Below are 25304 nucleotides of genomic sequence, written 5' to 3' on the forward strand. Positions count from 1 at the left end.
CCGCCCTATCGGCCGGCGAAAGCCGGCGGCCGCTTCTGCAGGAAGGCTGCAACGCCTTCGCCGAAGCTCGGCTTCATGATCATCTCGCGCTGCCGCTCGCTTTCGTAGTGCAGTTGCTCGACGAGGGTGTGGCGCTCGCTCGCGGCGAGCGCCTGGCGCGCTTCCAGCACGGCGTGAGCGGGAAGGCGCGCAAGCCGTTGCGCCGTCTTCTGCGCTTCGAGCAGCAGCAGGTCGTCCTCCACGCAGTTCCAGATCAGGCCCCATTGAGCGGCCTTGTCGGCGCTCACGCGTTCGTCGAGCAGCGCCATGCCCAGCGCGCGCGCCGGGCCGACCAGGCGCGGAATGAACCAGGTGCAGCCCAGATCCGGCACCAGCCCGAGCCTGGGCAGGAACGAGAGATAGAAATAGGCGCTGCGCGCCGCCAGCACAACGTCGCCCGCCAGCGCGATGCCGACGCCGGCGCCAGCGGCCGGCCCGTTGATCGCGCACACCACCGGCACCGGCAGGCTGCGCATGGCGCTGATGAGCGGGTTGCTCAGGCTTTGCATCCAGTCGGCCGTTTCGTCGCCGAGCGTCTTGCCGGTTCCGGGCGTTTGCATCGCACTCAAATCGGCGCCCGCGCAAAAAGCCTTGCCGGCGCCGGTGAGCACTACGGCCCGCACGCTGTGGTCGCCGGCCACGCGGGTCAACGCATCGCGCAGTGCGAGCTGCAGGTCTTTGGTGATCGGGTTGAGCTTGGTCGGCAGGTTCAGCGTGAGGGTCGCGATGCCGTCTTCGACTTCGTAGAGGACGGCCGACATCAGAGGCGCTCCACAATGGTCACGTTGGCCATGCCACCGCCTTCGCACATCGTTTGCAGGCCGTAGCGCTTGCCGCGTTGGCCGAGCGCGTTGACGAGCGTGGTCATGAGCTTGGTGCCCGAGGCACCGAGCGGGTGGCCCAGTGCAATCGCGCCGCCGTTCACGTTGAGCTTCGCCGGGTCGGCGCCGAGTGCCTGCAGCCAGGCCAGCGGCACCGGTGCAAAAGCTTCATTAACTTCGTAGAGGTCGATGTCGTCGATCAACATGCCCGCCTTCTTCAACGCCCGTTGCGTGGCCGGCAGCGGCGCCTCCAGCATGATCACGGGGTCATGGCCCATCACGCTCATGTGATGGATGCGCGCCAGCGGCTTCACGCCCAGCGCCTTCAGGCCGCGCTCGTTGACCACCAGCACGCCGCTGGCGCCGTCGCAGATCTGGCTGGCCGTGGCGGCGGTGCAGCGCCCGCCTTCGGCGATGAGCTTGACGCCCGCGATGCCTTCGAGCGTGGCCTCGAAGCGGATGCCTTCGTCGACGGAATGCATCTCACCGCTGGCGGCGCCGTCGGCCAGGCGGATCTCGATCGGCACGATCTCGTCGTCGAACAGGCCGGCACGGCTGGCCGCAATCGCGCGGCGATGGCTCTCGAACGCGTAGCGGTCGAGCGCGTCTTTTTCGAGGCCGTAGTTCTTCGCGATCATCTCGGCGCCGGTGAACTGGCTGAACTCCACGCCGGGGTAGCGCCGCTGCATCGCCGGGCTCATGTAGGTGCCGAGCCCGGCCTTGGCCGGCAGCGCGTTGGGCGTGAACATCGGCACCCGCGTCATGCTTTCGACGCCGGCCGCGATCACCGCGTCCATGGCGCCGCTCATGACGGCCTGGGCCGCAAAGTGCAGGGCCTGCTGCGACGAGCCGCATTGCCGGTCGATCGAGGTGCCGGGCACCGATTCGGGCAGACCCGAAGCCAGCACCGCATTGCGCGCGATGTTGGTGGCCTGTTCGCCGACCTGGCTCACGCAGCCGAGGATCACGTCCTCCACCCCCGCCGGGTCGATGCCGCTGCGCGCCACCAGCGCGTCGATCACTTGCGCCGCGAGATCGGCCGGGTGCCAGCCCGCGAGCTTGCCGCCGCGCCGTCCGCCGGCCGTGCGGGCCGTGGCGACGATGTAGGCTTCTGCCATCCGTATCTCCTGTGTGTATGAAGGAGGGGATGGTTGGACGCGGCCGGGGCAGGGTCAACCCGGTATCAACCCGCGTCGCACGGGTGACAGGTTGCAATCAGGCTGGCTGAAAGTGGCTCAACCGCAAGTTCGGCGAGCGCTGCGGCGCGGCCTTGCGCACCGTGTACTCGACGGTCGGTGCCACCGAAATGCATGATGGCTCAAGGGCCGACACCAATGCTCGCCGGTGCTGCGATGTGCTGAACTGCTCGCCCGCGCCCAGCACCACGTCGACCGGATCGTTGTCGAGCGTGATCCACACCGAGCCGCGCCTGACCGTGATGCGTACTTCGGCAGCGTCGGCCACGCGGTAGATGCTGCGGGCCGGCAGGCCCATTTCGAAGGCCGAGGAGACGGTGGCGCTGAGGAAGGAGGGGGAAGTCATGATGATGAACCTTTCACATTCGTGATGAGAATGAATATAGTGATGGACTCTTCCTTTTGCACACGTTGATTCGGAACTCATTGCATGCATCCAGAGAATGCGAAATCCTTGGCAGCGTTGCCGCCGCTGGAGCTGTTGCGCAGCTTTGAAGCGGCCGCCCGCACGCTCAGCTTCACGCAGGCTGCGGGCGAGTTGTTCCTGACGCAGTCGGCCGTCAGCCGCCAGATCCAGCAGCTCGAAGCGGCCATCGGCGTGCCGCTGTTCGAGCGCCGGCATCGGGCGCTGGCGCTCACCGAAGCCGGCGCGGTGCTGCAACGCGCAGTGGTCGACAGCCTCGAGCGTCTGCGCGACGCCACCGCCCACGTGCGCGCCGCGCCCGCGCTGCGCCAGGTCGCGATCACCAGCACGCCGGGCTTCGCCTCGTTCTGGCTGATCCCGCGGCTGGCGCACTTCACCGCGGCGCATCCGGAAGTCGACGTGCGCGTGTCCGCCACGCTCGACGTGCTGGATCTCGAGCGCAACCGGCTCGACCTGGCAGTGCGCTTCGTGCCCACCAACCGCGGCATCGGCGCCGCGCTGTTCGAGGAGTCGGTGGTGCCCCTGTGCGCGCCGCAACTGGTCCAGGGCGGTGCGCACCCGCTGCGCGAGCCGGCCGACCTGGTGCACCACACGCTGCTGACCATCGACCTGCCGCAGGGCCAGTCGCCCGACCTGGATTGGGAGCCCTGGCTCACCATCATGGGCATGCCGGAGCTGCGCATGAAGAACGCGGTGCGCTACTCGCTCTACACCGACGCCGTGAACGCTGCGCTGGCCGGCCAGGGCGTGGTGATCGGGCGGCTGCCGCTGCTGCAGGAGTTCCTGCAGCAGGGCCGCCTGGTCGCGCCCTTCGGCCAGAGTGCGAGCACGCGCCGCGGCTACTACATCGAGACCGCGCGCCGGGCCACGCAGAACGCCGATGCGCAGGACTTCGTGCGCTGGCTGCGCGCCGAGGCCGATACGGCGCTGCGCGCAGCCGCATGAGCCATTCGTCCCGCCCCGCCCCCGAGGTTCCTGCGCCGCGTTTCGTCACGGGCTCGCTGTTGCGCCACGTGTTCGTGATGGCGAGCACCGCCGCGATCGGGTTGGTTGCGGTGTTTGCGGTCGATCTGATCAACCTGTTCTACATCTCGCGGCTCGGCGAGAAGGAAATTGCCGCGGCGATCGGTTTTGCCGGCGTGGTCGGCTTCTTCCACACCTCGATCTCGATCGGGCTGACCATCGGCATCACGGCCGTGGTGTCGCGCGCCATCGGTGCCGGGCGCCGCGCCGACGCGCAGCGGCTTGCCACGTCGAGCCTGGTGCTGATGGTGGCGATCACCGCGCTGATCGGCAGTGGAAGTGCGCTTTTCCTGCATCCCATGCTGCGCGCGCTCGGCGCCACCGGCGAGACTGAGCGGCTGGCGGCGCGCTATCTCGCGGTCACTGTGCATGCATTGCCGCTGCTGGGCATCGGCATGGCCTGCTCGGCGCTGCTGCGCTCGGTCGGCGATGCGGGCCGTTCGATGAGCGTGACGCTGGGCGCCGCCGTGGTCACGGCGGTGCTCGACCCGATTTTGATCTTCGGCTTCGGCATGGGGCTCGACGGCGCGGCCATCGCCGCGGTGCTGTCGCGCTGCACCCTCGCCGCAGTCGGCCTGCACGCCGTGATGGCCAGGCACCAGCTGCTGGGGCGCTTCGAGCGCGCGGCGCTCAGCGCCGATGCGCGCCGGCTCGCGAGCGTGGCCGCACCGGCCGTGCTGAGCAACCTGGCCACGCCCGTCGGCGCAGCCTTCGTCACGCATTCGGTCGCGCAGTTCGGCGCATCGGCCGTGGCGGGCCAGGCGACCATCGACCGCCTGACGCCGGTCGCCTTCGGCCTGATCTACGCGCTGAGCGGCGCGGTCGGGCCGATCCTGGCGCAGAACCTCGGCGCGCGCCACTACGACCGCGTGCGCGGAGGGCTGCGCGAGAGCCTGCGCTTCATGGTGATCGCGGTCGGTGCGGCCTGGCTGCTGCTGGCGCTCGGGCAGGGCCTGATCGTGCGCGCCTTCTCGGCCGATGGGCTGGCGGCCGAGCTGATCCACGCGTTCTGCTCCTGGGTGGCCGCGGGATTCTTTTTCACCGGTGCGCTGTTCGTGGCCAACGCCGCGTTCAACAACCTGGGCCGACCGTTGCTGTCGACCGGTTTCAACTGGGCTCGCGCCACGCTGGGCACGATTCCTTTCGCCTGGTGGGGCTCGCACTACGGGCCGGTGGGCGTGCTGGCCGGCGCGGCCGTGGGCACAGCGATCTTCGGCACGCTCGCAATGGTCATGGCGTTCCGGCTCACCGCGCGCCTTGCCGCCGATGCATCGGCGCTACCGGATGCCGTTGCAGTGGCGCTGGTGCCGCCTGCGTCTGCCGACAACGCACCGCGCTGAACGTCGTTGCACTGTCGCCTTGCTGCGACACGTCGCTGCGCGCCGCTTGCGCGCAGCGCGCAAGATTTGCACAATCCGCGCTCGTTTTCAGAACTGCAACCCGCAGCCGGTGACCAGCAACCTCCCGGCCGCATCAAGGTCTACTTTCCTTTCATGAATCGCTTGTTCGTTCTCTGATCCGCACACCACCGCCCCGGCTGGATGTGCATTGCATCCAGCCGCGGCCGGCAAAGCCCCGGCGCATTCACGTTCGCCGGGGTTTTTGTTTTTGGAGTGCGCACATGAGTGCTCAACGCAAGGCGCGTGACGACGACAAACGTCTCGCCCGTTTCTATTTTTCGCTGCCGGCGGCCAAACCGCGCAACCCGGTCGTCGCGGCCATGGCGCATCGCGCCTCCAGCCAGGGCGCGGGCCGGCACCTGCGCAGCCACCGGGCCGAACGCCGCGCGCAAAAGGTCGCGCTGCAACGGCTCGTGCAGGAGGCCCGGGATGCGTGAAGACATGTACAAGGTGATCGTCGAGCGGCCGCGCCGCGGCGGCGGGGTGCAGGGCGACGGGCGCCAGTGGCGCAACAGCCGGGATCGCGGTTCGCACCTCGGCATGACGCAGGGCTATCGCTTCGGGAAGGGTCTCAATGAAAACCTCGCGCCGCTCAGGCGCTGGCTGCACCAGCAGGTGCATCGGCCATGGGACAAGGTGTACGCCGAACTCTGTGCCGGCATCGACCGCCGCAACACGGTGCAGGCGCACATCTACCAGCACCTCGACGACTTCGTCGACCGCGCAGCAACGTGGGTGGATGGCCAGGTCATGGTGCGCGAATGGTGGCGCGGCACCCGGCGTGTGCCACTGCACGAGGCTTCGTACGTGGAGCTATTCGTGCACCCGCTCACCGGCATCCTGTTGCCCAACCGGCGGCAAGCCGAGGCGCGGAAGGGATGGCGCGGGCGGCGCAACCCGGCGCCGGCGCCCCGCCGCATTGCGATCGACGACTGGACGCAGTGGCACCAGATCGATGGGGGCTGGTTCGAACTCGGGCTGGACTTGTTGCCGCCCGCCGGCGACCGGTCGCCACAACGATGGGATGCACTGCGCGAATGCTGGCTCACGCGTGGCAGCACGCCACCACAGGGCACGCTTACAGGCGTGGCGCTGTTTGGGCGTGCCAACGTCTACGCAGCCAGCAAGCGTTCGTTGGGCCGCGCAGAGATTCGGCGGCGCTTTCCGAACGGAATGCCGGCATAGCTGAGCCTTCGCAGGCAGGCATTCGGCGCCGCCCGGTTGACGACAGTCGGTGGCTCAGGCTCCGCCCTTCACCTTCAACCGCCACGCGTGCAGCAGCGGCTCGGTATAGCCGCTGGGCTGCTCGACGCCCTTGAACACCAGATCCTGCGCGGCCATGTAGGCGGCCGAGGTCTTGAAGTGGCCAGCCATCGGCTGGTACAGCGGGTCGCCGGCGTTCTGGCCGTCGACCACGGCGGCCATGCGCTCGAAGGTCGCGTCGACCTGCGCCTTGGTCACCACGCCATGTAGCAGCCAGTTGGCGATGTGCTGGCTGGAAATGCGCAGTGTCGCGCGGTCTTCCATCAGGCCGACGTTGTGGATGTCGGGCACCTTGGAGCAGCCCACGCCCTGGTCGATCCAGCGCACCACGTAGCCCAGGATGCCCTGCACATTGTTGTCCAGCTCCTGCTGCTTCTCGGCGTCCGTCCAGTCGGTGGTCGGCGACACCGGCACCTGCAGCAGCGCGTTGAGGATGTTGTCGCGTTCGCCGTCGGCGTCGGTCTTTTCCAGTTCTTTCTGCACGTCCGCCACGCTGACCTGGTGGTAGTGCAATGCGTGCAGCGTGGCAGCGGTGGGCGAGGGCACCCACGCGGTGTTGGCGCCGGCCTTGGGGTGCCCGATCTTGATCTTCAGCATGTCGGCCATCAGGTCGGGCATGGCCCACATGCCCTTGCCGATCTGCGCCTTGCCGCGCAGGCCGCAGCCGAGGCCGACGAGCACGTTGTTCTTCTCGTAGGCGGCGATCCAGGCGCTGGTTTTCATGTCGCCCTTGCGGATCATCGGACCGCCCTGCATGGCGGTGTGCATCTCGTCGCCGGTGCGATCCAGGAAGCCGGTGTTGATGAAAGCCACCCGTGCGGCCGCTTCGGCGATGCAGGCCTTGAGGTTGACGCTGGTGCGGCGCTCTTCGTCCATGATGCCGAGCTTCACGGTGTTGGCCGGCAGGCCGAGCAGTTGCTCGACGCGGCCGAACAGCTCCGAGGCGAACGCGACTTCGGCCGGCCCGTGCATCTTGGGCTTGACGATGTAGATGCTGCCGGTGCGCGAGTTGCCCTTGCGCTTCAGGTCAATGGTGGCGATGGTGGTCGTGACCACGGCGTCGAGGATGCCTTCCGGGATCTCTTTGCCCGCGCCATAGAGGATGGCCGGGTTGGTCATCAGGTGCCCCACATTGCGCAGGAACATCAGCGAGCGGCCGTGCAGCTTGAGCGGCTTGCCATCGGCACCGGTGTATTCGCGGTCGGCGTTCAGGCCGCGCGTGAAGGTCTTGCCGCCCTTGGCGACTTCTTCGGTCAGCGTGCCCTCGATGATGCCGAGCCAGTTGCTGTACGCCACCACCTTGTCTGCCGCGTCGACCACGGCCACCGAGTCTTCGAGGTCGAGGATGGTCGACAGCGCGGCTTCCATCACCACGTCGCTCACGCCGGCCGCGTCGGTCTTGCCGATGGCGGTGCTGCGATCGATCTGGATGTCGAGGTGGATGCCGTTGTGCTTGAGCAGCACCGACGACGGCGCTGCCGCATCGCCCTGGTGGCCCGCGAACTGCGAGGGGTTGGCCAGCGTCGTGCTGCTGCTCTGCAGCGCGATGTGCAACTGGCCGTCTTTCACGCTGTAGCCGGTTGCCATCTTGTGCGAGCCGTTGGCCAGCGGTGCAGCCTGGTCCAGCGCTTCGCGTGCGTACGCGATCACCTTGGCGCCGCGCACCGGGTTGTAGCCCTTGCCCTTGTCGGCGCCGCCGGAATCGGCAATGGCATCCGTGCCATAGAGCGCGTCGTACAGCGAGCCCCAGCGTGCGTTGGCCGCGTTGAGCGCATAGCGCGCGTTCAGGATCGGCACCACCAGCTGCGGGCCGGCCTGCTGCGCCAACTCGGCGTCGACGTTGGTGGTCGTGGCCTGGGTGCCCTTGGGTTGCGGCAGCAGGTAGCCGATTTTTTCGAGGAACGCGCGGTAGGCCGGCATGTCGGCGATCGGGCCGGGGTTGGCCTTGTGCCAGGCGTCCATCTCGGCTTGCAGGCGATCGCGCTCGGCCAGCAGCGCGGTGTTCTTCGGTGCGAGCTCGGCCACGATCGCGTCGAAGCCTTTCCAGAAGGTCGCGCTGTCCACGCCGGTGGCGGGCAGCACCTGTTGTTCGATGAATTGGTGGAGTTCGGTCGCGACCTGGAGGCCGTGGACAGTGGTGCGGTCGGTCATTGGAAACCTCTGGGGATAGAAGAAAGATGGGGGCTGCAAAGCCCATGCCCCTACTTTATTGGATACCGGGACAAAGATTAATCCCTGAAAAATGCCGTTATTCGTGACATAAATGAATGGAATAAGCCCTCAGGCGCGGCCACCGAGCTGCAAGAGAATGGCTGCCAAGATAACTGTCAAGCCGATCCTGCAGGAGACAAATTCATGCCATCCCCCGATGTGCTCATCAGCGAGGTCGGCCCGCGCGACGGCCTGCAGTCGGTCAAGGCCACCATGCCGACCGCCGACAAACTGCGCTGGATCGACGCACTGTATGCCGCCGGCCTGCGCGAGATCGAAGTCGCTTCGTTTGTGCCGGCGCGGTTGCTGCCGCAGATGGCCGACGCGGCCGAGGTGGTGCGCCATGCGATCACGCTGCCGGGCCTCACCGTGATGGCGCTGGTGCCCAACCGGCGCGGCGCCGAGGCAGCCCTCGCCGCGGGCGTCCACAAGCTCACGATGCCGGTGTCGGCCAGCGCGGCGCATTCGCTCGCCAACGTGCGCAAGACGCGCGAGGAAATGATCGAAGAGGTCCGTGCCATCTCCGATCTGCGTCGGCAGATCGCCCCGCAAGTCAAGCTCGAAGCCGGTATCTCCACCGCCTTCGGCTGCACCTTGCAAGGCGATGTGCCGGAAGACGAAGTCATCCGCCTCGCCGCGCAGTGCATCGAAGCGGGCGCCGACGAGTCCGGCCTGTCGGACACGGTCGGCTATGCCAATCCGGCCCAGGTGCGCCGCCTCTTCAAACGGTTGCGTGCCGAGCTGGGCACCCATGCGGGCGCCGCCCACATGCACAACACGCGCGGGCTGGGCCTTGCCAACTGCCTTGCCGCGTACGAAGAAGGCGTTCGCACTTTCGACGCGTCGCTCGGCGGCCTCGGCGGCTGTCCCTATGCGCCCGGCGCGTCGGGCAACGTGGTCACCGAAGACCTGGTCTTCATGTTCGAGGCCATGGGCGTGCGCACCGGCATCGATCTGGCCCGGCTCATCGCGGCCCGTGCGCCGCTCATGGCCGGCCTGCCCGGCGAGCCGGTCTACGGCATGACGCCCGAGGCGGGCTTGCCCAAAGGCTTTGTTCAACAGGGAGTTGCCCATGTCTGAGTCGTCCGCGCCGTTGCCCTACGCGGGAATCCGCGTCGTCGAATTCACCCACATGGTGATGGGCCCGACATGCGGAATGCTGCTGGGCGATCTCGGCGCCGAGGTCATCAAGGTCGAGCCGATCGAGGGCGACAGCACGCGGCGCCTGCTCGGCTCGGGTGCAGGGTTCTTTCCGACCTTCAACCGCAACAAGAAAAGTATCGCGCTCGACCTCAAGCAGCCCGAAGGCGTCGAGGCGGCATTGCGCCTGATCGCCACCGCCGACATCGTGAGCGAGAACTTCAAGCCGGGCACCATGAAGAAGCTGGGCCTCGACTACGACAGCCTCAAAAAGCTCAACCCACGCCTCGTCTACGTGAGCCACAAGGGCTTTCTGCCGGGCCCCTATGACCACCGCACCGCACTCGACGAGGTGGTGCAGATGATGGGTGGCCTGGCCTACATGACCGGCCGCGCCGGCGACCCGCTGCGCGCGGGCACCAGCGTCAACGACATCATGGGCGGCATGTTCGGCGCCATCGGCGCGATGGCCGCGCTGCGCCAGCGCGAGCAGACCGGCGCGGGTTGCGAAGTTCAATCGGCGCTGTTCGAGAACAACATCTTCCTGGTGGCGCAGCACATGATGCAGTTCGCCGCCACGGGCCACGCGGCCGACCCGATGCCGAGCCGCATCTCCGCCTGGGGCATCTACGACGTGTTCACCGTGAAAGACGGTGAGCAGATCTTTCTGGCCGCCGTCAGCGACAAGCAGTGGCTCATCTTCTGCAACGCCCTCGGTCTCGAGGAGATGCTGACCGACCCGCGTCTGAAGACCAACAACGACCGCGTGCTGGCGCGCGAATGGATGATGCCGATCCTGCGCTCGCACCTGGCCGACCGCAGCGCGGCCGAACTCAGCGCCGTGTTCGAAAAGAACGAGCTTCCCTTCGCGCCCATCACCCGACCGCAGGACTTGTTCGACGACCCGCACCTGAACGCGAGCGGCGGCCTCGCGCCGATCCGGATGAACGACGGCAGCACCTCGAAGGTGCCGCTGATGCCTTTCACACTCGGCGGCGAACGCCCCGGCGTCCGGTTGCAGCCGCCGCTGCTGGGCGAGCACAGCGATGCGCTGCTGAAGGAAGTGGGCTATGGAGAGCAGGAAATCGCTGCGCTGAAGCAGAACCGCATCACCGTGGGCCGCTGAGTTGCAGGCTTCGCATAATCCGGGTCGATGGACCGCCTCACCCAACTCGAATCCTTCGTCTCGGTCGCAACCCGCGGCAGCCTGACGGCCGCGGCCAAGGCCGAAGGCGTGGCGCCGGCCATCATGGGGCGGCGCATCGACGCGCTGGAGGAGCGGCTTGGCGTCAAGCTGCTGGTGCGCACCACGCGCCGCATCACGCTCACGCACGAGGGCAGCGCGTTTCTAGAAGACTGCCAGCGCCTGCTGGTCGAGTTCGCCAATGCCGAGGCCAGCGTCAGTGCCGGCGGCGTCAAGGCCAGCGGGCACCTGCGCGTGACGGCGCCGGCCGGCTTCGGCCGCCGCCACGTGGCGCCGCTGGTGCCGCGTTTCCACGCACTGCACCCGGAGGTGCGCGTCTCGCTGAACCTGAGCGACCGCGTGATCGATGTGGCCGGCGAGGGTTACGACTGCGCCGTGCGCGTCGGCGATTTGCCCGACTCATCGCTGGTGAGCCTGCGCCTGGCCGACAACCGGCGCCGCTGCGTCGCCACGCCGGATTTCGTGCGCCGCCACGGCGAGCCGCGCAACCCGGGCGACCTGGCGCGCTTCACCTGCCTCACGCTGTCGAGCGACGCCTCGCAAACGCGTGGCTGGGCGTTCCGCGTTCCGGCCGAAGACGGTGCCGAGGGCGGCGGCCAGGTCATCCACCTCAAGCCCACCGGCCCGCTCGACTGCACCGACGGCCAGGTGCTGCACGACTGGTGCCTGGCCGGCCACGGCATCGCCTGGCGCAGCACCTGGGAGGTCGAGGCCGAGATCGACGCGGGCCTGCTGGTGCCGCTGCTCGATGCGTTCGCGGCACCGCCGAACGGTGTGTACGCGGTGTTCCCCCAACGCAAGCACCTGCCGTTGCGTGTGCGCCTCTGGCTCGACTTTCTGAAGCAGCAATATGCGCTGCCGGAGTTCTGGGGCGGCACAATCGCGCCATGACGCTCGAAGCCATCCTTGCCTACCTGCATCTGCTCGCCATCCTGACGATGGTGGTGTTCATCTCGAGCGAAGCCGCGCTGTGCCGCGTGGAGTGGCTCAATGCCGCGGTGGTGGAGCGGCTTGCCCGCATCGACATGATCTATGGCATCGCCGCCGTCACGGTGCTCGCCACCGGCGTGGCACGCACCTGGTGGGGCGTCAAGGGCACGGCGTGGTATTGGACGAATCCGCTGCTGCACGTCAAGCTCACGCTCTTCATCGTCATCGGGGTGATCTCGATTTTTCCGACGCTCACCTACTTCCGCTGGCGCAAGGCGCTGCGCGCCGAGGGCGCCTTGCCGGCGGAGGCCGACATCCGCAAGACACGCAAGCTGGTGATGGTGCAGGCACACCTGATCGTGGTGATCCCGCTGGTGGCGGTGTTTCTCGCACGCGGCTTCGGCAAGTAGCACCGGCATGAAAGCCGGCTACGTCAAGCTCCTGTTTGCCGGCACCATCTTCACCAGTGCGTTCCTGCTGTTCCTGGTTCAGCCGCTGATCGCCAAGCAGATCCTGCCCTGGTTCGGCGGCTCGGCCGCCGTCTGGTCGATCTGCATGGTGTTCTTCCAGGTCGTGCTGCTGGCCGGCTATGCCTACTCCGACGCGGTTACGCGGCGGCTGAGCGTCAAGATGCAGGCGCGACTGCACGTGTCGCTGCTGCTCGTGAGCCTGGCCTTCCTGCCCATCGTGACGCACGCGCGCTGGAAACCGGTCGGCTCCGAAGACCCGACGCTGTGGATCCTTGGTCTGCTGCTCGGCACCATCGGCCTGCCGTACTTCCTGCTGTCGACCACCGGGCCGCTGGTGCAGTCCTGGCTTGCGCGCACGCCGATCGGCGCGCAGGTGTACCGCTACTTCTCGCTGTCGAACCTTGCGTCGCTCGCCTCGTTGCTGAGCTATCCGGTGCTGATCGAGCCGCACAGCCCGCTGCTGCGCCAGGCGCAGGGCTGGTCGTGGGCCTACGCGGCTTTCGTGCTGCTGTGCATCGGCACCACGCTGTATGCGGCGCGCCAGGGGGCGGCGGCGCCGATGGTGGCGGCCCTGCAGCCTGACGCGGCGGCCACCGTGAAACCGCCCGGCTCGTCCGACTACCTGCTGTGGCTAAGCCTGCCCGCGCTGGGCTCCTGGCTGCTGCTGGCCATCACCAACCACATCACGCAGAACGTGGCGGCGATCCCGTTCCTCTGGGTGCTGCCGCTGTCGGTCTACCTGCTGACCTTTGTACTCTGCTTCGAAAGCGACCGCTGGTACCGGCGCGCGTTCTTCCTGCCGGCCACCGCGGCCATGCTGGTGCTTTGCGCCTTCGGGCTGCAGGACAGCATCGGCTCCGACGTCAAGACCGCACTGCCGATCTATGTGGTCGGCCTGTTCGTGCTGTGCATGTTCTTTCACGGCGAAATGTCGCGCATGCGGCCGGCGCCCCGGTATCTCACGCGCTTCTATCTGATGCTGTCGCTCGGCGGCGCGATCGGGGGCGTCACGGTCGGGCTGGTCGCACCGCACGTGCTGCCGGCGTACTACGAACTCGGCATCGGCCTGGTGCTGAGCGCGCTGGCCGGTGCAGCGGTGTTGCGCGGGCGGCGCTTCGGCTTGGCCGGCGGCATGGCGCTGGCCGCCTGCTGCGCGGTGTTCCTGGCGCTGCAGGTGCGCAGCGACACCACCGACGCGCGCGAAATGACGCGCAACTTCTACGGCACGCTGATCACGCTCGATACGCGGCACGACGATCCGGCGCAGAACGTGCGCGAGATGTACCACGGCTCGGTCAAGCACGGCGAGCAGTTCCTGGCGCCGGCGCGGCGGCGCGAGCCGACCAGCTACTACGGCGCGAGTTCGGGCATCGGCCTCGCGCTGGCCGAGGCGCCGCAAGGGCCGCGCCGCGTCGGCCTGATCGGCCTCGGCGCCGGCACGCTGGCGGTCTACGGCCGGGCCGGCGACCTGTACCGCGTCTACGAGATCAACCCGCAGGTTTTCGCGCTGGCCGACAGCGAGTTCAGCTTCCTGGATGACAGCGCCGCGAAGATCGAGCGCGTGCTGGGCGACGCCCGCCTGGCGCTGGAGCGCGAGGAGCCCCAGGCCTTCGACGTGCTCGCGGTCGACGCGTTTTCGGGCGACTCGGTGCCGATCCACCTGATCACGGCCGAGGCGATGGCCGCCTACCTGCGCCATATGAAGCCCGACGGCGTGATCGGGTTCCATGTGACCAACCGCTTTCTGGCGCTGGCCCCGGTGGTCGAGAAGATCGCCCAGGCGCAGGGCCTGCATGCGGTGTTGGTGCACGACGAAGCCGAGCACAACGACGCGCTGCGCCGCACCGACTGGGTACTGGTGGCGCGCAATCCGCAAAGCCTGGCGCGCGAATCGATCCGGCGCGCCAGCGTCGCGGTGACGCCGATCGAGGGGCTGCAACCCTGGACCGACGACTTCAACAACCTGTTCGGCGTGCTGAAATGAAATAGAGAAGGCCCCGCGTGCGGGGCCTTCTCTTGTTCCGGAAACACCGCGGAACCGGCTTTGCCGGGCCGCCGGTGTTGCCCCCGGTCAGGGGGAGGGCGAAGCGACACGCAGTGCGCGCAGCCTGGGGGCGAGCCTATTCAAGCCGGCTTGTTGCTGAGGCATTCCTTCATGAAGGCCTTGCGCGGATCACCCTTCAGCGCCTTGGTCTTGGCATCGGCGTTGCAGGTCTTCATCTTGTCCTGCTGCGTCACCTTGGGGGCGGACAGGCACTCCTTCATGAAGGCCTTGCGGTCGTCGCCCTTCTTCTCGCCAGCGTCCTTGTTGCAGGTGCCCATCTTGGATTGCTGCTTGGTCGGCGCTTTCTCGGCCGGTGCGGCGGCGGCGGGCTTGGCGACGGCAGGGGCGGGTGCGGCGGCGGGCGCAGCGGCGGCCGGTGCGGTGGTTTGTGCACTGGCGTTGAAGGACAGTGCGGCGCCGAGCGCGATCAGGGACAGAAGCTTTTTCATGGTGTATTTCCTCTGGTTTGGACGGGATGGTGACAGTCGTGCCCCGAAGGGCCACTGATGCTAACGGTCGAGACGCGCGCCTGGATGACTGCCTGCGGCCGGTCGCTGCGGGCCCCGGTAAAATTCACAAATGCTATTGGTCAAACAAGAGCTGCTCGCGGCCCTCGCGAGCACGCTCGAATCCCTCCTGCCCGGCGCTGGCGTCAAAGCCGCCTTCGAGTCGCCCAAGGTGGCGGCGCACGGCGACTTCGCCAGCACCGCGGCGATGCAGTTCGCCAAGCCGCTGCAGCGCAAGCCGCGCGAACTGGCCGAGCAACTGAGCGCCGCGCTGCTCGCTTCGCCGGCGTTCGGCCAGTGGGTCGAGGCAGTCGAGATCGCCGGGCCCGGCTTCCTGAACATTCGGCTCAAGACGGCGGCCAAGCAGCAGGTGGTGCGCGAGGTGCTGGCCGGCGGCGCGGCCTTCGGCCAGCAGCCGGCGAACGATGAGCGCGTGCTGGTCGAGTTCGTCTCGGCCAACCCGACCGGCCCGCTGCACGTGGGCCATGGCCGTCAGGCCGCGCTCGGCGACGCCATCTGCAACCTGCTGGCCACCCAGGGCGACCAGGTCTGGCGCGAGTTCTATTACAACGATGCCGGCGTGCAGATCCAGACGCTGGCCAACAGCACCCAGTTGCGCGCCAAGGGCTTCAAGCCCGGCGACGCCTGCTGGCCGACCGACCCGGACAACCCGGCCAGCAAGGCTTTCTACAACGGCGAGTACATCGCCGACATCGCGGCCGATTTCCTGGCCAGGAAAACGGTCAAGTCGGACGACCGCGAGTACACCGCCAGCGGCGACATCGACGACATCGACTCGATCCGCGAGTTCGCCGTGGCCTACCTGCGGCGCGAGCAGGATCTGGACCTGAAGGCCTTCCGCGTCCGCTTCGACCACTACTACCTCGAGTCCAGCCTCTACACCAGCGGCAAGGTCGAGGCCGCGGTCGGCAAGCTGGTTGCGGCCGGCAAGACCTACGAGCAGGACGGCGCGCTGTGGCTCAAATCGACCGACTATGGCGACGACAAGGATCGCGTCATGAAGAAGGGCGACGGCACCTACACCTACTTCGTGCCCGACGTGGCGTACCACATCGCCAAGTGGGAGCGCGGCTTCCACAAGGTGGTCAACATCCAGGGCACCGATCACCACGGCACCATCGCGCGGGTGCGCGCCGGGCTGCAGGCGGCCGGCGAGGGCATTCCCGCCGACTATCCCGCCTACGTGCTGCACACCATGGTGCGCGTGATGCGCGGCGGCGAAGAGGTCAAGATCTCCAAGCGCGCCGGCAGCTATGTCACCCTGCGCGACCTGATCGAGTGGACCAGCACCGACGCGGTGCGCTTCTTCCTACTCTCGCGCAAGCCCGACACCGAATACACCTTCGACATCGACCTCGCGCTCTCGCAGAACAACGACAACCCGGTCTACTACGTGCAGTACGCCCACGCGCGCATCCAGAAGATGCTGCGCGACTGGGGCGGCGATGTCGCCTCGTTGCAGGGTGCCGACCTTTCGCCACTGCAGGTGCCGCAGGCGCAAACGCTGATGCTGCAGCTTGCCAAATACCCCGAGGCGCTGACCGCCGCAGCGCGCGACTTCGCGCCGCACGACGTGACCTTCTACCTGCGCGAACTGGCCGCCAACCTGCACAGCTACTACGACGCCGAGCGGGTGCTGGTCGACGACGAAATCCTCAAAAAAGCGCGTCTGGCGCTGGTCGCCGCCTGTGCGCAGGTGCTGCACAATGGCCTGGCGGTACTCGGCGTCAGCGCGCCGCAGAAAATGTGATCCTATGAAGACAAGACAACGCGGCAACATCGTTATCGGCTTGATCGTCGGCCTCGTGCTCGGGCTCGGGGTCGCGCTCGGCATTGCGGTCTACGTGACCAAGGTGCCGATCCCGTTCATGACCAAGACGCAGCGCGGCGGCGCCGAGCAGGACGAAGCGGAAGCCCGCAAGAACCGCGACTGGGATCCGAACGCGCCGCTGGCGGGCAAGGCCGCGGCCCCCAAGCCGGCGCCGGCGCCGGTCCCGGCCCCGGCCCCGGCCCCGGCCCCCGCGCCTGTCACCGTCAGCCCGCCCACGCCCCCGACCGGCCCGGTGCCGGTGGTGGTGGCGCCGACCACGAAGCCCGGTGCCGTGGCGCCGCGCCCGCGCACGGCGCCCGTGCCGGCCGAAGCCAATGCCGTCCCGCCCTCGAGCGACCCGCTGGGCGACCTGGCCCGCGCCCGGGCCGGCAGCAACCCGCCACCGACGACGACCGCTGCCGCCGCCCCGAATGCGCCCAGTGCGCCCGATCCGTTCATGTACTTCGTGCAGGCCGGCGCGTTTCGCACCACCGAAGACGCGGAGGCGCAGCGCGCCAAGCTCTCGCTGATGGGCGTCGAGGCCAAGGTTACCGAGCGCGAGCAGGCCGGCCGCACGGTCTACCGCGTGCGGGCCGGCCCGTACAACCGGAAAGACGATGCCGACCGGCTGAAAGACCGGCTCGACGGCGGCGGTCTCGAAACCGCGCTCGTGCGCGTTCAACGCTGAAATCCAACACCCCCAAGCCGAGCGGGCGCGGAACTTCGTGCCGCGCGGCGGGCTCTGTCCCGCACAGGAGAACTTTTAAATGAAACGTCGTGATTTTTCGCTGGCAGCCAGTTCGCTCGGGCTGCTGCCCCTCGCCAGCCCCTCGCACGCCCAGGCGCGCATGTTCACGGCCGGCAAGGACTTCGTCCAGCTCGGCAAGCCCGCGCCGGTCGATTCGCCGGCCGGCAAGATCGAGGTGGTCGAGTTCTTCTCGTACAACTGCCCGCACTGCGCCGCCTTCGAGCCGCGTCTCGAAGCGTGGATCAAGACGCTGCCGCCACAGGTCGTCTTCAAGCGCATTCCGGTGGGCTTCGTCGGCAACGACGTCGAGACCAAGCAGCGCCTGTACTACACGCTCGAGGCAATGGGCAAGGTCGACGAATTCCAGCTCAAGCTGTTCCAGGCCATCCATTCGCAGCGCCAGCCGCTGTTCGGCGATGCCGCCATCCTGGCCTGGTCCGAAAAGCAGCCGGGGCTGGACGCCAAGAAGTTTGCCGAACTGTTCAAGTCGTTCTCGGTGTCGGGCAAGGTCAAGCGCGCGACGCAACTGCAAAACGACTACCAGGTCGGCGGCGTCCCCGCGCTGGGCGTGGCCGGCCGTTGGTACGTGGACGGCGAACTAGCCGGCAACCTCGACCGCGCCCTGCAGATCACCGACTATCTGATTTCGGAAGCACGAAAAGGCTGACCGAAGAGTCAACCTAAAGTGAACCTAAGCCCGCTTCGGCGGGCTTTTTCGTCAAGGCCGCGTCAGCCGGCCGCATACAATGGCGCAGCAAGTTTCGTGCCTTTATGACCTCGCGCCCTACACCCCACTCCCCTCTTCGTCCCTTCCGTCTGGCGGCCCTGTGCCTGTTGGCGCTGTCGGCCGTTCAGGCCGTTCACGCCGAAAAGGCTGACCGCACCAAACCGATGAACATCGAGTCGGACGCGATGCGCTACGACGACCTGAAGCAAACCAGCGTGTTCACCGGCGCGGTAGTGGTGACCAAGGGCACCATCATCATCCGCGGCGCGCGCATCGACGTGCGTCAGGATCCCGAGGGCTACCAGTACGGCGTGGTCACGGCCGCGCCGGGCAAGCTCGCCTATTACAAGCAGCGACGCGACGTGCCGGGTGGCGACGAGTGGATCGAGGGCGAATCCGACCGCATCGAATACGACAGCCGCGCCGACAACGTCAAGTTCATTGGCCATGCCGTGATGCGCCGGCTGATCGGCGCCAAGGTCAACGACGAGAGCAGCGGCCCGCTGATCGTGTACGACCAGAGCAACGACACCTTCACCGTGAACGGCTCGACCCTGCCGCCGGAGACCGCCGTGGCAACCGGCCAGCAGGGCAACCGTGTGCGCGCCGTGCTGACGCCGCGCACCGCCGCCCCTGGCACCCCGGGCGGCAAGGCGGCGGCGCCCGCGCCGACCCCGGCGCCGGGCACCGGTCTGCGTCCGTCCACCACGCTCGACGGGGAACCGCGCAAGTGAGCGACCTTACGGCGACGATCGACCGCAGCGGCGAGCCCTCGTTCGAAGGCGGCAGCAGCCGCGCCACGGCCGTGCCACTGGCCACGACCGGCAGCCGGCTCGAAGCGCGCGGGTTGCAGAAGACGTACGGCAGCCGCATGGTGGTCAAGAACGTGTCGCTCGACGTGCAGAAGGGCGAAGTGGTCGGCTTGCTGGGCCCCAACGGCGCCGGCAAGACCACTTCGTTCTACATGATCGTGGGCCTGGTGCGCGCCGACGCCGGCGAGATCACCATCGACGGCGAGCCGATCGCGCACATGCCGATCCACCGCCGCGCCCGCATGGGCCTGAGCTACCTGCCGCAGGAGGCGTCGATCTTCCGCAAGCTCACCGTGGAGCAGAACGTGCGCGCCGTGCTCGAGCTGCAGTTCGAGCCCGACGCCAGCGGCAAGCCGGCGCCCCTCACCAAGGCCCGCACCGAAGAGCGGTTGACCGAGCTGCTGACCGACCTGCGCGTCGACCATCTGCGCGATTCGCCCGCACTCTCGCTTTCGGGCGGCGAGCGCCGCCGCGTCGAAATCGCACGGGCGCTGGCCACGCAGCCACGCTTCATCCTGCTGGACGAACCCTTCGCGGGGATCGACCCGATCGCGGTGATCGAGATCCAGCGAATCATCAACTTCCTGAAAGAGCGCGGCATCGGCGTGCTGATCACCGACCACAACGTGCGCGAAACGCTGGGCATCTGCGACCACGCTTTCATCATCAGCGACGGGCAGGTGCTGGCACAAGGCACGCCCTCGGAGATTGTCGACAACGCCGAGGTACGGCGCGTGTACCTGGGCGAACACTTCCGGATGTAGGGCCTGCGGCAATGAAGCAAGGCCTGTCGCTGCGCGTCTCGCAGCATCTGGCGCTGACGCCCCAACTCCAGCAGTCGATCCGCCTGCTGCAGCTCTCCACGCTCGAACTGAGCCAGGAGGTCGAGCAGATGCTCGACGACAACCCGTTTCTGGAACGCACGGCGGAAGAGGCCGCCCGCGAGGAATTCGGGCTCGATACAGCCGATGCCCCGGCGCCGCGCGACGATGAATTCGCCACCGGTTCCATCGCCGGAAACACCGACGGAGCGGGCACTTCGACCGCCAGCGACTCTGAAGCCGCAGCCGCCGATGCGCCCACGGAAAGCCTTGCCGACAGCGAGCCCGACTGGGGCGGCGACGGCACGGTCGACATGGTGCCGGACGACAGCGAGTGGGGCGGCGACGCGCCGGCCCGCGCCAACAACCTCGGCAACGACGAGCGCGCCGATGCGACCGAACTGGCGCGCAGCCAGGAATCGCTGCAGTCGTTCCTGCACCGCCAGGCCCTCAGCCTGCGGCTGAACGACACCGATCGCGCGGCGCTGCGCTTCCTGATCGAATCGCTCAACGACGACGGCTACCTCGAAGATTCGCTGCCCGCGCTCGCCTCTGGCCTGGCCGGCGCCGACAACGACCAGTTCGACGACCTCGTGCATCACTTCCAGATGGCGCTGGGCCTGCTGCAGAGCCTGGAGCCGGTCGGCGTCGGCGCACGCGATCTCGGCGAATGCCTCGCGATCCAGGTGAAGGCGCTGGCGCGCCCCGACGAGAGCGAGAACGAACTGCAGGTGCGCAAGATCGCGATCGCGATCTGCAAGCTGCCGATGGAATTGCTCGCGCGGCGGGACTTCAAGCGTCTGGCCACGCTCACGCGCAGCAGCGAAGAGTTGGTGCGCGGCGCGATGCAGCTGATCGCGCGGCTCGAGCCCAAGCCGGGCCGCCGCTTCGTCGACGTCGAGCGCAACGTGGTGGTGCCCGACGTGATCGTCACGCGCACCGGCCGCGGCGCCAGCCTCAAATTCCGCGTCATGCTCAACCCCGACGTGATGCCGCGCCTGCGTGTGCACGACATCTACGCCGGTGCGCTCAAGGCGCACAAGGGCGAGGGCAGCCAGGCGCTGTCGCAGCGGCTGCAGGAGGCGCGCTGGTTCATCAAGAACATCCAGCAGCGCTTCGACACCATCCTGCGCGTGAGCAACGCCATCGTCGAGCGGCAGAAGAACTTCTTCGTGCATGGCGAACTCGCCATGCGGCCGCTGGTGCTGCGCGAGATCGCCGACGAGCTGGGCCTGCACGAGTCCACCATCAGCCGCGTGACCACGGCCAAGTACATGGCCACGCCCTACGGCACGGTCGAACTCAAGTATTTCTTCGGCTCCGCGCTCGGCACCGAGACCGGCGGCAATGCCTCGAGCACCGCGGTGCGCGCGCTGATCAAGCAGTTCGTGACCTCCGAGAACATCAAGAAGCCGCTGTCCGACAGCCAGATCTCCGACATGCTCAAGGAGCAGGGGATCGAATGCGCCCGCCGCACGGTCGCCAAGTACCGCGAGGCGCTGCGCATCGCGCCGGCCAACCTGCGCAAAGCGCTGTAGCTCGCCCCCAGGCTGCGCGCACTTCGTGTCGCTTCGCCAACCCCCTGCCGGGGGCGGCGCCAGCGGCCCGGCGGAGCCGGTTCCGCGGCACCCCACGAAGGGCGCCCCCACGAAGGCACCCCACGAAGGACGCCCGACAAAGTCAGGGGCGCAGCAAACCTTGGCCTGCTGCCGCTACCAGCACGGCGCGCAAATCCGCCGCCCGCACGGGCTTGCGCAGCGCATGCCAGCCGCGCTGCTGCGCGAGCCGCTGGGTGACCGGCTCGATGTCGGCCGATACCAGCGCGATCGTCAGGTCGGGGCGCTGTTCATGCAGCAGTTCGGCCAGCGCCACGCCGTCGAGTTCGCCGGGCAGGCGGATGTCGCAGAGCGCCACGTCGATCGCGGGCAGGTCGGCCAGTGCCAGCGCCTCGGCCGCGCTCGTGTAGATGCGCGGCTCGGCCTGCCAGTGGCGCAGCAGCGCGGCGATGCTGTCGGCCACCACCGTGTTGTCTTCCACCACCAGCACCGCGATGCCGGGGCGCAGCGGTTGCGGGTCGGCCGGCACGGGCACGGCGTCGTCAACCGCCTCGGGCAGCACCAGGTCGGCCGGCGCGGCTTCGAGCTCGAAGCCGAACACGGCGCCGCGGCCCGGCACCGAGCGCAGCGTGATGACGAAGCCCAGGCGCTCGGCCAGCCGGCGCACGATAGCCAGCCCCAGCCCATGTCCGCGCCGCAGGTTGCGCTCCACATTGCCCACCTGCTCGAAGTCGCCGAACACGCGTTGCTGCGCCTCGGGCGCGATGCCGATGCCGGCGTCGCGCACTTCCACGCGCCAGGCCGCCCCGGCACGGCGCCGTCGCACCGCCAGCAGCACGCGGCCCTGGGGCGCGAACTTGAGCGCGTTGTCGACCAGGTTGCCGAGGATGCGGCGCAGCGCCACGGCGTCCGTCCAGGCCAGCGCATCAGCCGGGCAGCGGACCCGCACGCGGCTCGACTGGCGCGCGAAGCTCTGCAGCAGAGGCGCCAGCGCCACCGGCGTGGGGTGCAGCGGATCGGCGGCGGCTTCGATGCGGCCGATTTCGAGCAGCTGGTTGGTCAGCCCCTCCAGCGCCTGTTGCGCCTGCGAGAGCGCGGCCACGGTCTGCTGCACCAGCGCCGTGGGCGCACCGCCGTCGAGTTGCTGGCGCAGCACCTCGGCCTGCAGCCCGATCGCCATCACCGGCTGGCGCAGGTCGTGGTTGGCGGCGGAAAAAAAGCGCAGCCGCTCGGCCTGCGCCTGTTGCGATGCGTGCAGGCCGGCCAGCGCCTGCTCGCGCAGCGCGCTCTCGTTGTGGCGCAGGCCGATGTTCTCTTCGAGCTGGCGCGAGCGTTCGGACACCAGCTTCCAGACCATCGCGAGCAGGCCGATGCCGAGCAGCGCCGCCATCATCATCACAGGTGCGCCGAACAGCAGGCCCATCACGATGAGCGGCAGCAGCAGCAGTGCAATGGCCAGCTGCATCGCGGGCGTGTGGTACGACACCGAGAAAGCCGACGACAACGTCATCGCCATGACCACGGCCGCGAGCAGCAGTTGCGCCACCGGCTCGGCCGGGTTGAACAGCAGCACGCCCGCCAGGCCGTGCGCGCCCTCGTGCACCGCGATGCGCAGCGTGTGCAGCCGCAGCGCGGCGGGCAGGTTGCCTGCGGTCAGCGGATCCGGCAACTGCTGCGGAAAGAAGCCGCGCCAGGCGGTCGAAGCGGCGATCAGCGCGATCCATGCGAGCGCGTGCGGCACCGAATACTGCCAGGCGAACAGTGCGGCCACACCGCAGTCCAGCAGAAACTGCACCAGCAGCACCGGTCCGCTGGGCTGCGCGCTCAGGCGCAACACCTCGCACTGAACAGCGAAGCGCGCGGCGGAAGGGGCAGTGGCGGTATCGGCCGCGGGCTTGGAGCTCATGAGCGAAGCGACTATAGAGGAGCCCGGCGACCGGCGCAGGGCGGCGACAATCGCCCGGTGAACGATCTCTCTCTATTTCTGCCTTGCGCCGCCGGCGTCGAGGACTTTCTGGCGCAGGAAGTGCACGCACTCACCGGCCGCGTCGGCCAGGATCTGGTCGCCATGCGCGGCGGCGTGCGCGTGCAGGCCGACTGGCGCGAGGCACTGCAGCTCAACCTGCACAGCCGGCTCGCGCAGCGCGTGCTGATCGAGCTGGCCCATGCGCCCTACCGCAACGAGAACGACCTCTACGCCATCGCGAGCGGCGTGGCCTGGGAGATCTGGTTCACGCCGAAGCAGACCTTCAAGATCGAGACCACCGCCCAGCACAGCCCGCTGCAAAGCCTGAACTTCGCCACGCTGCGCGTGAAGGACGCGATTGCCGACCGCTTTCGCGCCAAGGCCGGCGGCGTGCGCCCGAGCATCGAAACCCAGTGGCCCGACGTGCGCGTGTTCGCCCACCTCACCACCGACCATTGCACGCTCTACATCGACACCTCGGGCGAGCCACTTTTCAAGCGCGGCTGGCGCCAGGACACCGGCGACGCGCCGCTGAAGGAAACGCTGGCCGCCGCAATGCTGGCCGCCAGCGGCTGGTGGAACCCCGAGACCGGCGAAGTGTCGGCGCAGCCGCTTTACGACCCCTGCTGCGGCAGCGGCACCATCGCGATCGAAGCCGCGCAAATTGCGCGCGGCATTCCGGCCGGTGCGCTGCGCCACTTCGGCTTCGAGAAGCTGCTGCCGTTCCAGCCGCATGTCTGGTCTGCCATCAAGAACCAGGCGACCGCCGCAGGCAGCACGGGCGCCGTGGCCGTTTTCGGCAGTGATGTCTCGCACCGCATGGTCGACTTTGCCGAGCGCAACGCCGAACGCGCCGGCGTCGCCGAAGCAATCGAATTCCGCGGCGGCGACGCGCTTCAGCGCATGCCGCCGGAGGGCACCGATGGGGGCGGCGTGATCGTGCTGAACCCGCCGTACGGCGAGCGCATCGAAGTTGGCGGCGTGGCCCGCATCGGCGCCCGCGAGCAGGCTGCCACGGAAGACGGCGGCGAGTTCTTCTCGCAGCTCGCCACCCACTGGAAGAAGAACTACGCCGGCTGGACGGCCTGGGTGCTCACCCCCGACCTCAAGCTGCCGCAGCGCATGCGCCTGAAAGAGTCGCGCCGCGTGCCGATGTGGAACGGGCCGATCGAATGCCGGCTGTTCCGCTTCGACATGGTGGCCGGCTCGGCCCGCGCCAAAACCCCGGCGGCGTGACGCATCACCGGTTCGAGTTCGCGATGCCGGCCGCTGCGGCCGTCGTGTTCGACGCTTTTCACTACCATCACTGGCGCACCCGCTGGGATTCGCTGGTCAGCCGCACGCAGGTGGAAGGCGGTGCGCCGTGCCCCTCTGTTGGTGCCGAGACGCACAACACCGGCGCAGGCCTGCTGCGCGGCTTGTCGATGCGCACGAAGTTCGTGTCGTTCGACCGGCCGCACCTTGCCGCGGCAGCTATGGTGGGCACTTCGTTTCCGTTCAGCCGATGGGCCGCGTCGATGCGACACAAATCGGCCGGCGAGCGGCAATCGGTGTTGATCTACACCTACAGTTTTGAAGTCGGCCCGGCCTGGCTGCGCAGTTTCATCGGGCCCGTGGTGCGCTGGAGCTTCGAGCGCCAGACCCGAAAGCGCTTCGGCAGGTTGCAGGCGTTTCTGGCCGCGCATGGCGACGAGGTCGTCGCCTGGCAGCAGCGGTCCCTGCCAGTCCCGACAGGGCCGATGCTGCGCACCTCGATTGATACTGCAAGACCGTCATGACCATCGTCATCGACACCAACATCGCGCTCGACCTCCTGGTGTTCGGCGATCCGGCCTGCGCGCCGCTGCAGGCTGCGCTCGATGCCGGCGAACTGCGCTGGCTGGCCACCGCGGCGATGCGTGAGGAGCTGGCACGTGTGCTCGGTTATCCGCAGATCGTGCCGCGGCTCGCCCACTACGGGCGAACCCCCGAAGCCGTGCTGGCCGACTTCGACCGGCAGGCGCAGCGGGTCGAGCCGGCGCCGCGCGCCAGCGTGGTTTGCAAAGACCCCGACGACCAGATCTTCATCGACCTGGCGGTGGCGCACCGGGCACCGCTGCGCAGCAAGGATCGCGCGGTGCTGGTGTTGCGCAAGCGGCTGGCGGCGCTCGGCGTCGACGTGTCCTAGCGGCG

At 68.2% G+C, this 25304-nt stretch carries 24 protein-coding genes; 18 read left to right on the forward strand and 6 right to left on the reverse strand.

Annotation, left to right across the window (positions count from 1 at the left end; all coding sequences use genetic code 11):
• Positions 1-5 precede the first annotated feature (5 nt).
• From ACSFA8_RS08690 to ACSFA8_RS08700, 3 genes are all read right to left on the reverse strand, one after another.
• Complete coding sequence (locus tag ACSFA8_RS08690; protein WP_435479081.1) at positions 6-800, reverse strand: enoyl-CoA hydratase-related protein; 795 nt, start codon at positions 798-800, stop codon at positions 6-8.
• Positions 800-1978, reverse strand: coding sequence for an acetyl-CoA C-acetyltransferase (locus ACSFA8_RS08695; protein ID WP_435479082.1), 1179 nt, complete (start codon positions 1976-1978; stop codon positions 800-802). The genes ACSFA8_RS08690 and ACSFA8_RS08695 overlap by 1 nt, the downstream gene beginning before the upstream one ends.
• Positions 1979-2075: 97 nt before the next feature.
• A complete protein-coding gene (locus tag ACSFA8_RS08700; protein WP_435479083.1) occupies positions 2076-2402 on the reverse strand; it encodes a DUF2917 domain-containing protein in 327 nt (108 codons plus the stop codon).
• A gap of 108 nt (positions 2403-2510) precedes the next feature.
• Between ACSFA8_RS08700 and ACSFA8_RS08705 the strand changes: the two genes are divergently transcribed.
• The 4 genes from ACSFA8_RS08705 (at position 2511) to ACSFA8_RS08720 (ending at position 6088) form a co-directional block, all read left to right on the forward strand.
• Complete coding sequence (locus ACSFA8_RS08705) at positions 2511-3425, forward strand: LysR substrate-binding domain-containing protein (protein ID WP_435479084.1); 915 nt, start codon at positions 2511-2513, stop codon at positions 3423-3425.
• Complete coding sequence (locus tag ACSFA8_RS08710) at positions 3422-4843, forward strand: MATE family efflux transporter (protein ID WP_435479085.1); 1422 nt, start codon at positions 3422-3424, stop codon at positions 4841-4843. Before ACSFA8_RS08705 ends, ACSFA8_RS08710 begins: the two co-directional genes overlap by 4 nt.
• A 281-nt stretch (positions 4844-5124) precedes the next feature.
• Positions 5125-5340 (forward strand): hypothetical protein, encoded by a 216-nt coding sequence (locus ACSFA8_RS08715; RefSeq protein ID WP_435479086.1) that lies wholly within the window; start codon positions 5125-5127, stop codon positions 5338-5340.
• Entirely contained in the window at positions 5333-6088 is a 756-nt protein-coding gene (locus ACSFA8_RS08720) for a hypothetical protein (RefSeq protein ID WP_435479087.1), read from the forward strand. The genes ACSFA8_RS08715 and ACSFA8_RS08720 overlap by 8 nt, the downstream gene beginning before the upstream one ends.
• 54 nt (positions 6089-6142) lie before the next feature.
• Here the strand turns inward: ACSFA8_RS08720 and ACSFA8_RS08725 are convergent, their stop codons facing one another.
• Positions 6143-8317 (reverse strand): malate synthase G, encoded by a 2175-nt coding sequence (locus ACSFA8_RS08725; RefSeq protein WP_435479088.1) that lies wholly within the window; start codon positions 8315-8317, stop codon positions 6143-6145.
• A 204-nt stretch (positions 8318-8521) separates the two neighbouring features.
• On the opposite strand from ACSFA8_RS08725, the gene ACSFA8_RS08730 reads away from it, so the two are divergent.
• Genes ACSFA8_RS08730 through ACSFA8_RS08750 form a run of 5 tightly spaced genes read left to right on the forward strand, consistent with a single transcriptional unit; the run spans position 8522 to position 14105 of the window.
• On the forward strand, positions 8522-9457 hold the full coding sequence (locus tag ACSFA8_RS08730; RefSeq protein WP_435479089.1) for a hydroxymethylglutaryl-CoA lyase: 936 nt from the start codon (positions 8522-8524) through the stop codon (positions 9455-9457).
• Positions 9450-10643: a CaiB/BaiF CoA transferase family protein gene (locus ACSFA8_RS08735; protein WP_435479090.1), complete on the forward strand. Its 1194-nt coding sequence runs from the start codon at positions 9450-9452 to the stop codon at positions 10641-10643. Before ACSFA8_RS08730 ends, ACSFA8_RS08735 begins: the two co-directional genes overlap by 8 nt.
• Before the next feature lie 27 nt (positions 10644-10670).
• Positions 10671-11612, forward strand: coding sequence for a LysR family transcriptional regulator (locus ACSFA8_RS08740; RefSeq protein ID WP_435479091.1), 942 nt, complete (start codon positions 10671-10673; stop codon positions 11610-11612).
• Positions 11609-12061: a DUF2214 family protein gene (locus ACSFA8_RS08745; RefSeq protein WP_435479092.1), complete on the forward strand. Its 453-nt coding sequence runs from the start codon at positions 11609-11611 to the stop codon at positions 12059-12061. The genes ACSFA8_RS08740 and ACSFA8_RS08745 overlap by 4 nt, the downstream gene beginning before the upstream one ends.
• Positions 12062-12068: 7 nt before the next feature.
• Positions 12069-14105, forward strand: coding sequence for a spermidine synthase (locus ACSFA8_RS08750; RefSeq protein WP_435479093.1), 2037 nt, complete (start codon positions 12069-12071; stop codon positions 14103-14105).
• Between the two features lie 140 nt (positions 14106-14245).
• Here the strand turns inward: ACSFA8_RS08750 and ACSFA8_RS08755 are convergent, their stop codons facing one another.
• Positions 14246-14614, reverse strand: coding sequence for a PsiF family protein (locus ACSFA8_RS08755; RefSeq protein ID WP_435479094.1), 369 nt, complete (start codon positions 14612-14614; stop codon positions 14246-14248).
• A gap of 130 nt (positions 14615-14744) precedes the next feature.
• On the opposite strand from ACSFA8_RS08755, the gene argS reads away from it, so the two are divergent.
• The 6 genes from argS (at position 14745) to rpoN (ending at position 21148) form a co-directional block, all read left to right on the forward strand.
• Positions 14745-16442 carry an arginine--tRNA ligase gene (gene argS, locus ACSFA8_RS08760; protein ID WP_435479095.1) on the forward strand — a complete coding sequence of 566 codons (1698 nt, stop codon included), beginning with the start codon at positions 14745-14747 and terminating at the stop codon, positions 16440-16442.
• 4 nt (positions 16443-16446) lie between these two features.
• The gene (locus ACSFA8_RS08765; RefSeq protein ID WP_435479096.1) at positions 16447-17190 is read left to right on the forward strand and encodes an SPOR domain-containing protein; all 744 of its coding nucleotides are present in this window, start codon (positions 16447-16449) and stop codon (positions 17188-17190) included.
• Between the two features lie 79 nt (positions 17191-17269).
• Positions 17270-17917, forward strand: a complete 648-nt coding sequence (locus tag ACSFA8_RS08770) for a thiol:disulfide interchange protein DsbA/DsbL (RefSeq protein WP_435479097.1) — start codon at positions 17270-17272, stop codon at positions 17915-17917.
• A gap of 104 nt (positions 17918-18021) precedes the next feature.
• The gene (gene lptA, locus ACSFA8_RS08775) at positions 18022-18711 is read left to right on the forward strand and encodes a lipopolysaccharide transport periplasmic protein LptA (protein ID WP_435479098.1); all 690 of its coding nucleotides are present in this window, start codon (positions 18022-18024) and stop codon (positions 18709-18711) included.
• A gap of 71 nt (positions 18712-18782) precedes the next feature.
• Positions 18783-19553 (forward strand): LPS export ABC transporter ATP-binding protein, encoded by a 771-nt coding sequence (gene lptB / locus ACSFA8_RS08780; RefSeq protein ID WP_435479218.1) that lies wholly within the window; start codon positions 18783-18785, stop codon positions 19551-19553.
• A gap of 11 nt (positions 19554-19564) precedes the next feature.
• The gene (rpoN, locus tag ACSFA8_RS08785; RefSeq protein ID WP_435479099.1) at positions 19565-21148 is read left to right on the forward strand and encodes an RNA polymerase factor sigma-54; all 1584 of its coding nucleotides are present in this window, start codon (positions 19565-19567) and stop codon (positions 21146-21148) included.
• A 142-nt stretch (positions 21149-21290) separates the two neighbouring features.
• Here rpoN and ACSFA8_RS08790 read toward each other — a convergent pair whose 3' ends face one another.
• A complete protein-coding gene (locus ACSFA8_RS08790) occupies positions 21291-23072 on the reverse strand; it encodes a hybrid sensor histidine kinase/response regulator (protein ID WP_435479100.1) in 1782 nt (593 codons plus the stop codon).
• Positions 23073-23129: 57 nt separating this feature from the next.
• On the opposite strand from ACSFA8_RS08790, the gene ACSFA8_RS08795 reads away from it, so the two are divergent.
• The 3 genes from ACSFA8_RS08795 to ACSFA8_RS08805 are packed head-to-tail and all read left to right on the forward strand — an operon-like array spanning position 23130 to position 25299.
• On the forward strand, positions 23130-24368 hold the full coding sequence (locus ACSFA8_RS08795; protein ID WP_435479101.1) for a THUMP domain-containing class I SAM-dependent RNA methyltransferase: 1239 nt from the start codon (positions 23130-23132) through the stop codon (positions 24366-24368).
• Positions 24365-24910, forward strand: a complete 546-nt coding sequence (locus ACSFA8_RS08800) for an SRPBCC family protein (RefSeq protein WP_435479102.1) — start codon at positions 24365-24367, stop codon at positions 24908-24910. Before ACSFA8_RS08795 ends, ACSFA8_RS08800 begins: the two co-directional genes overlap by 4 nt.
• Positions 24907-25299: a PIN domain-containing protein gene (locus ACSFA8_RS08805; protein ID WP_435479103.1), complete on the forward strand. Its 393-nt coding sequence runs from the start codon at positions 24907-24909 to the stop codon at positions 25297-25299. The genes ACSFA8_RS08800 and ACSFA8_RS08805 overlap by 4 nt, the downstream gene beginning before the upstream one ends.
• Positions 25300-25304: the final 5 nt, after the last annotated feature.

This window comes from Variovorax nitratireducens, assembly GCF_051216545.1.
Taxonomy (GTDB): Bacteria; Pseudomonadota; Gammaproteobacteria; order Burkholderiales; family Burkholderiaceae_C; genus Variovorax.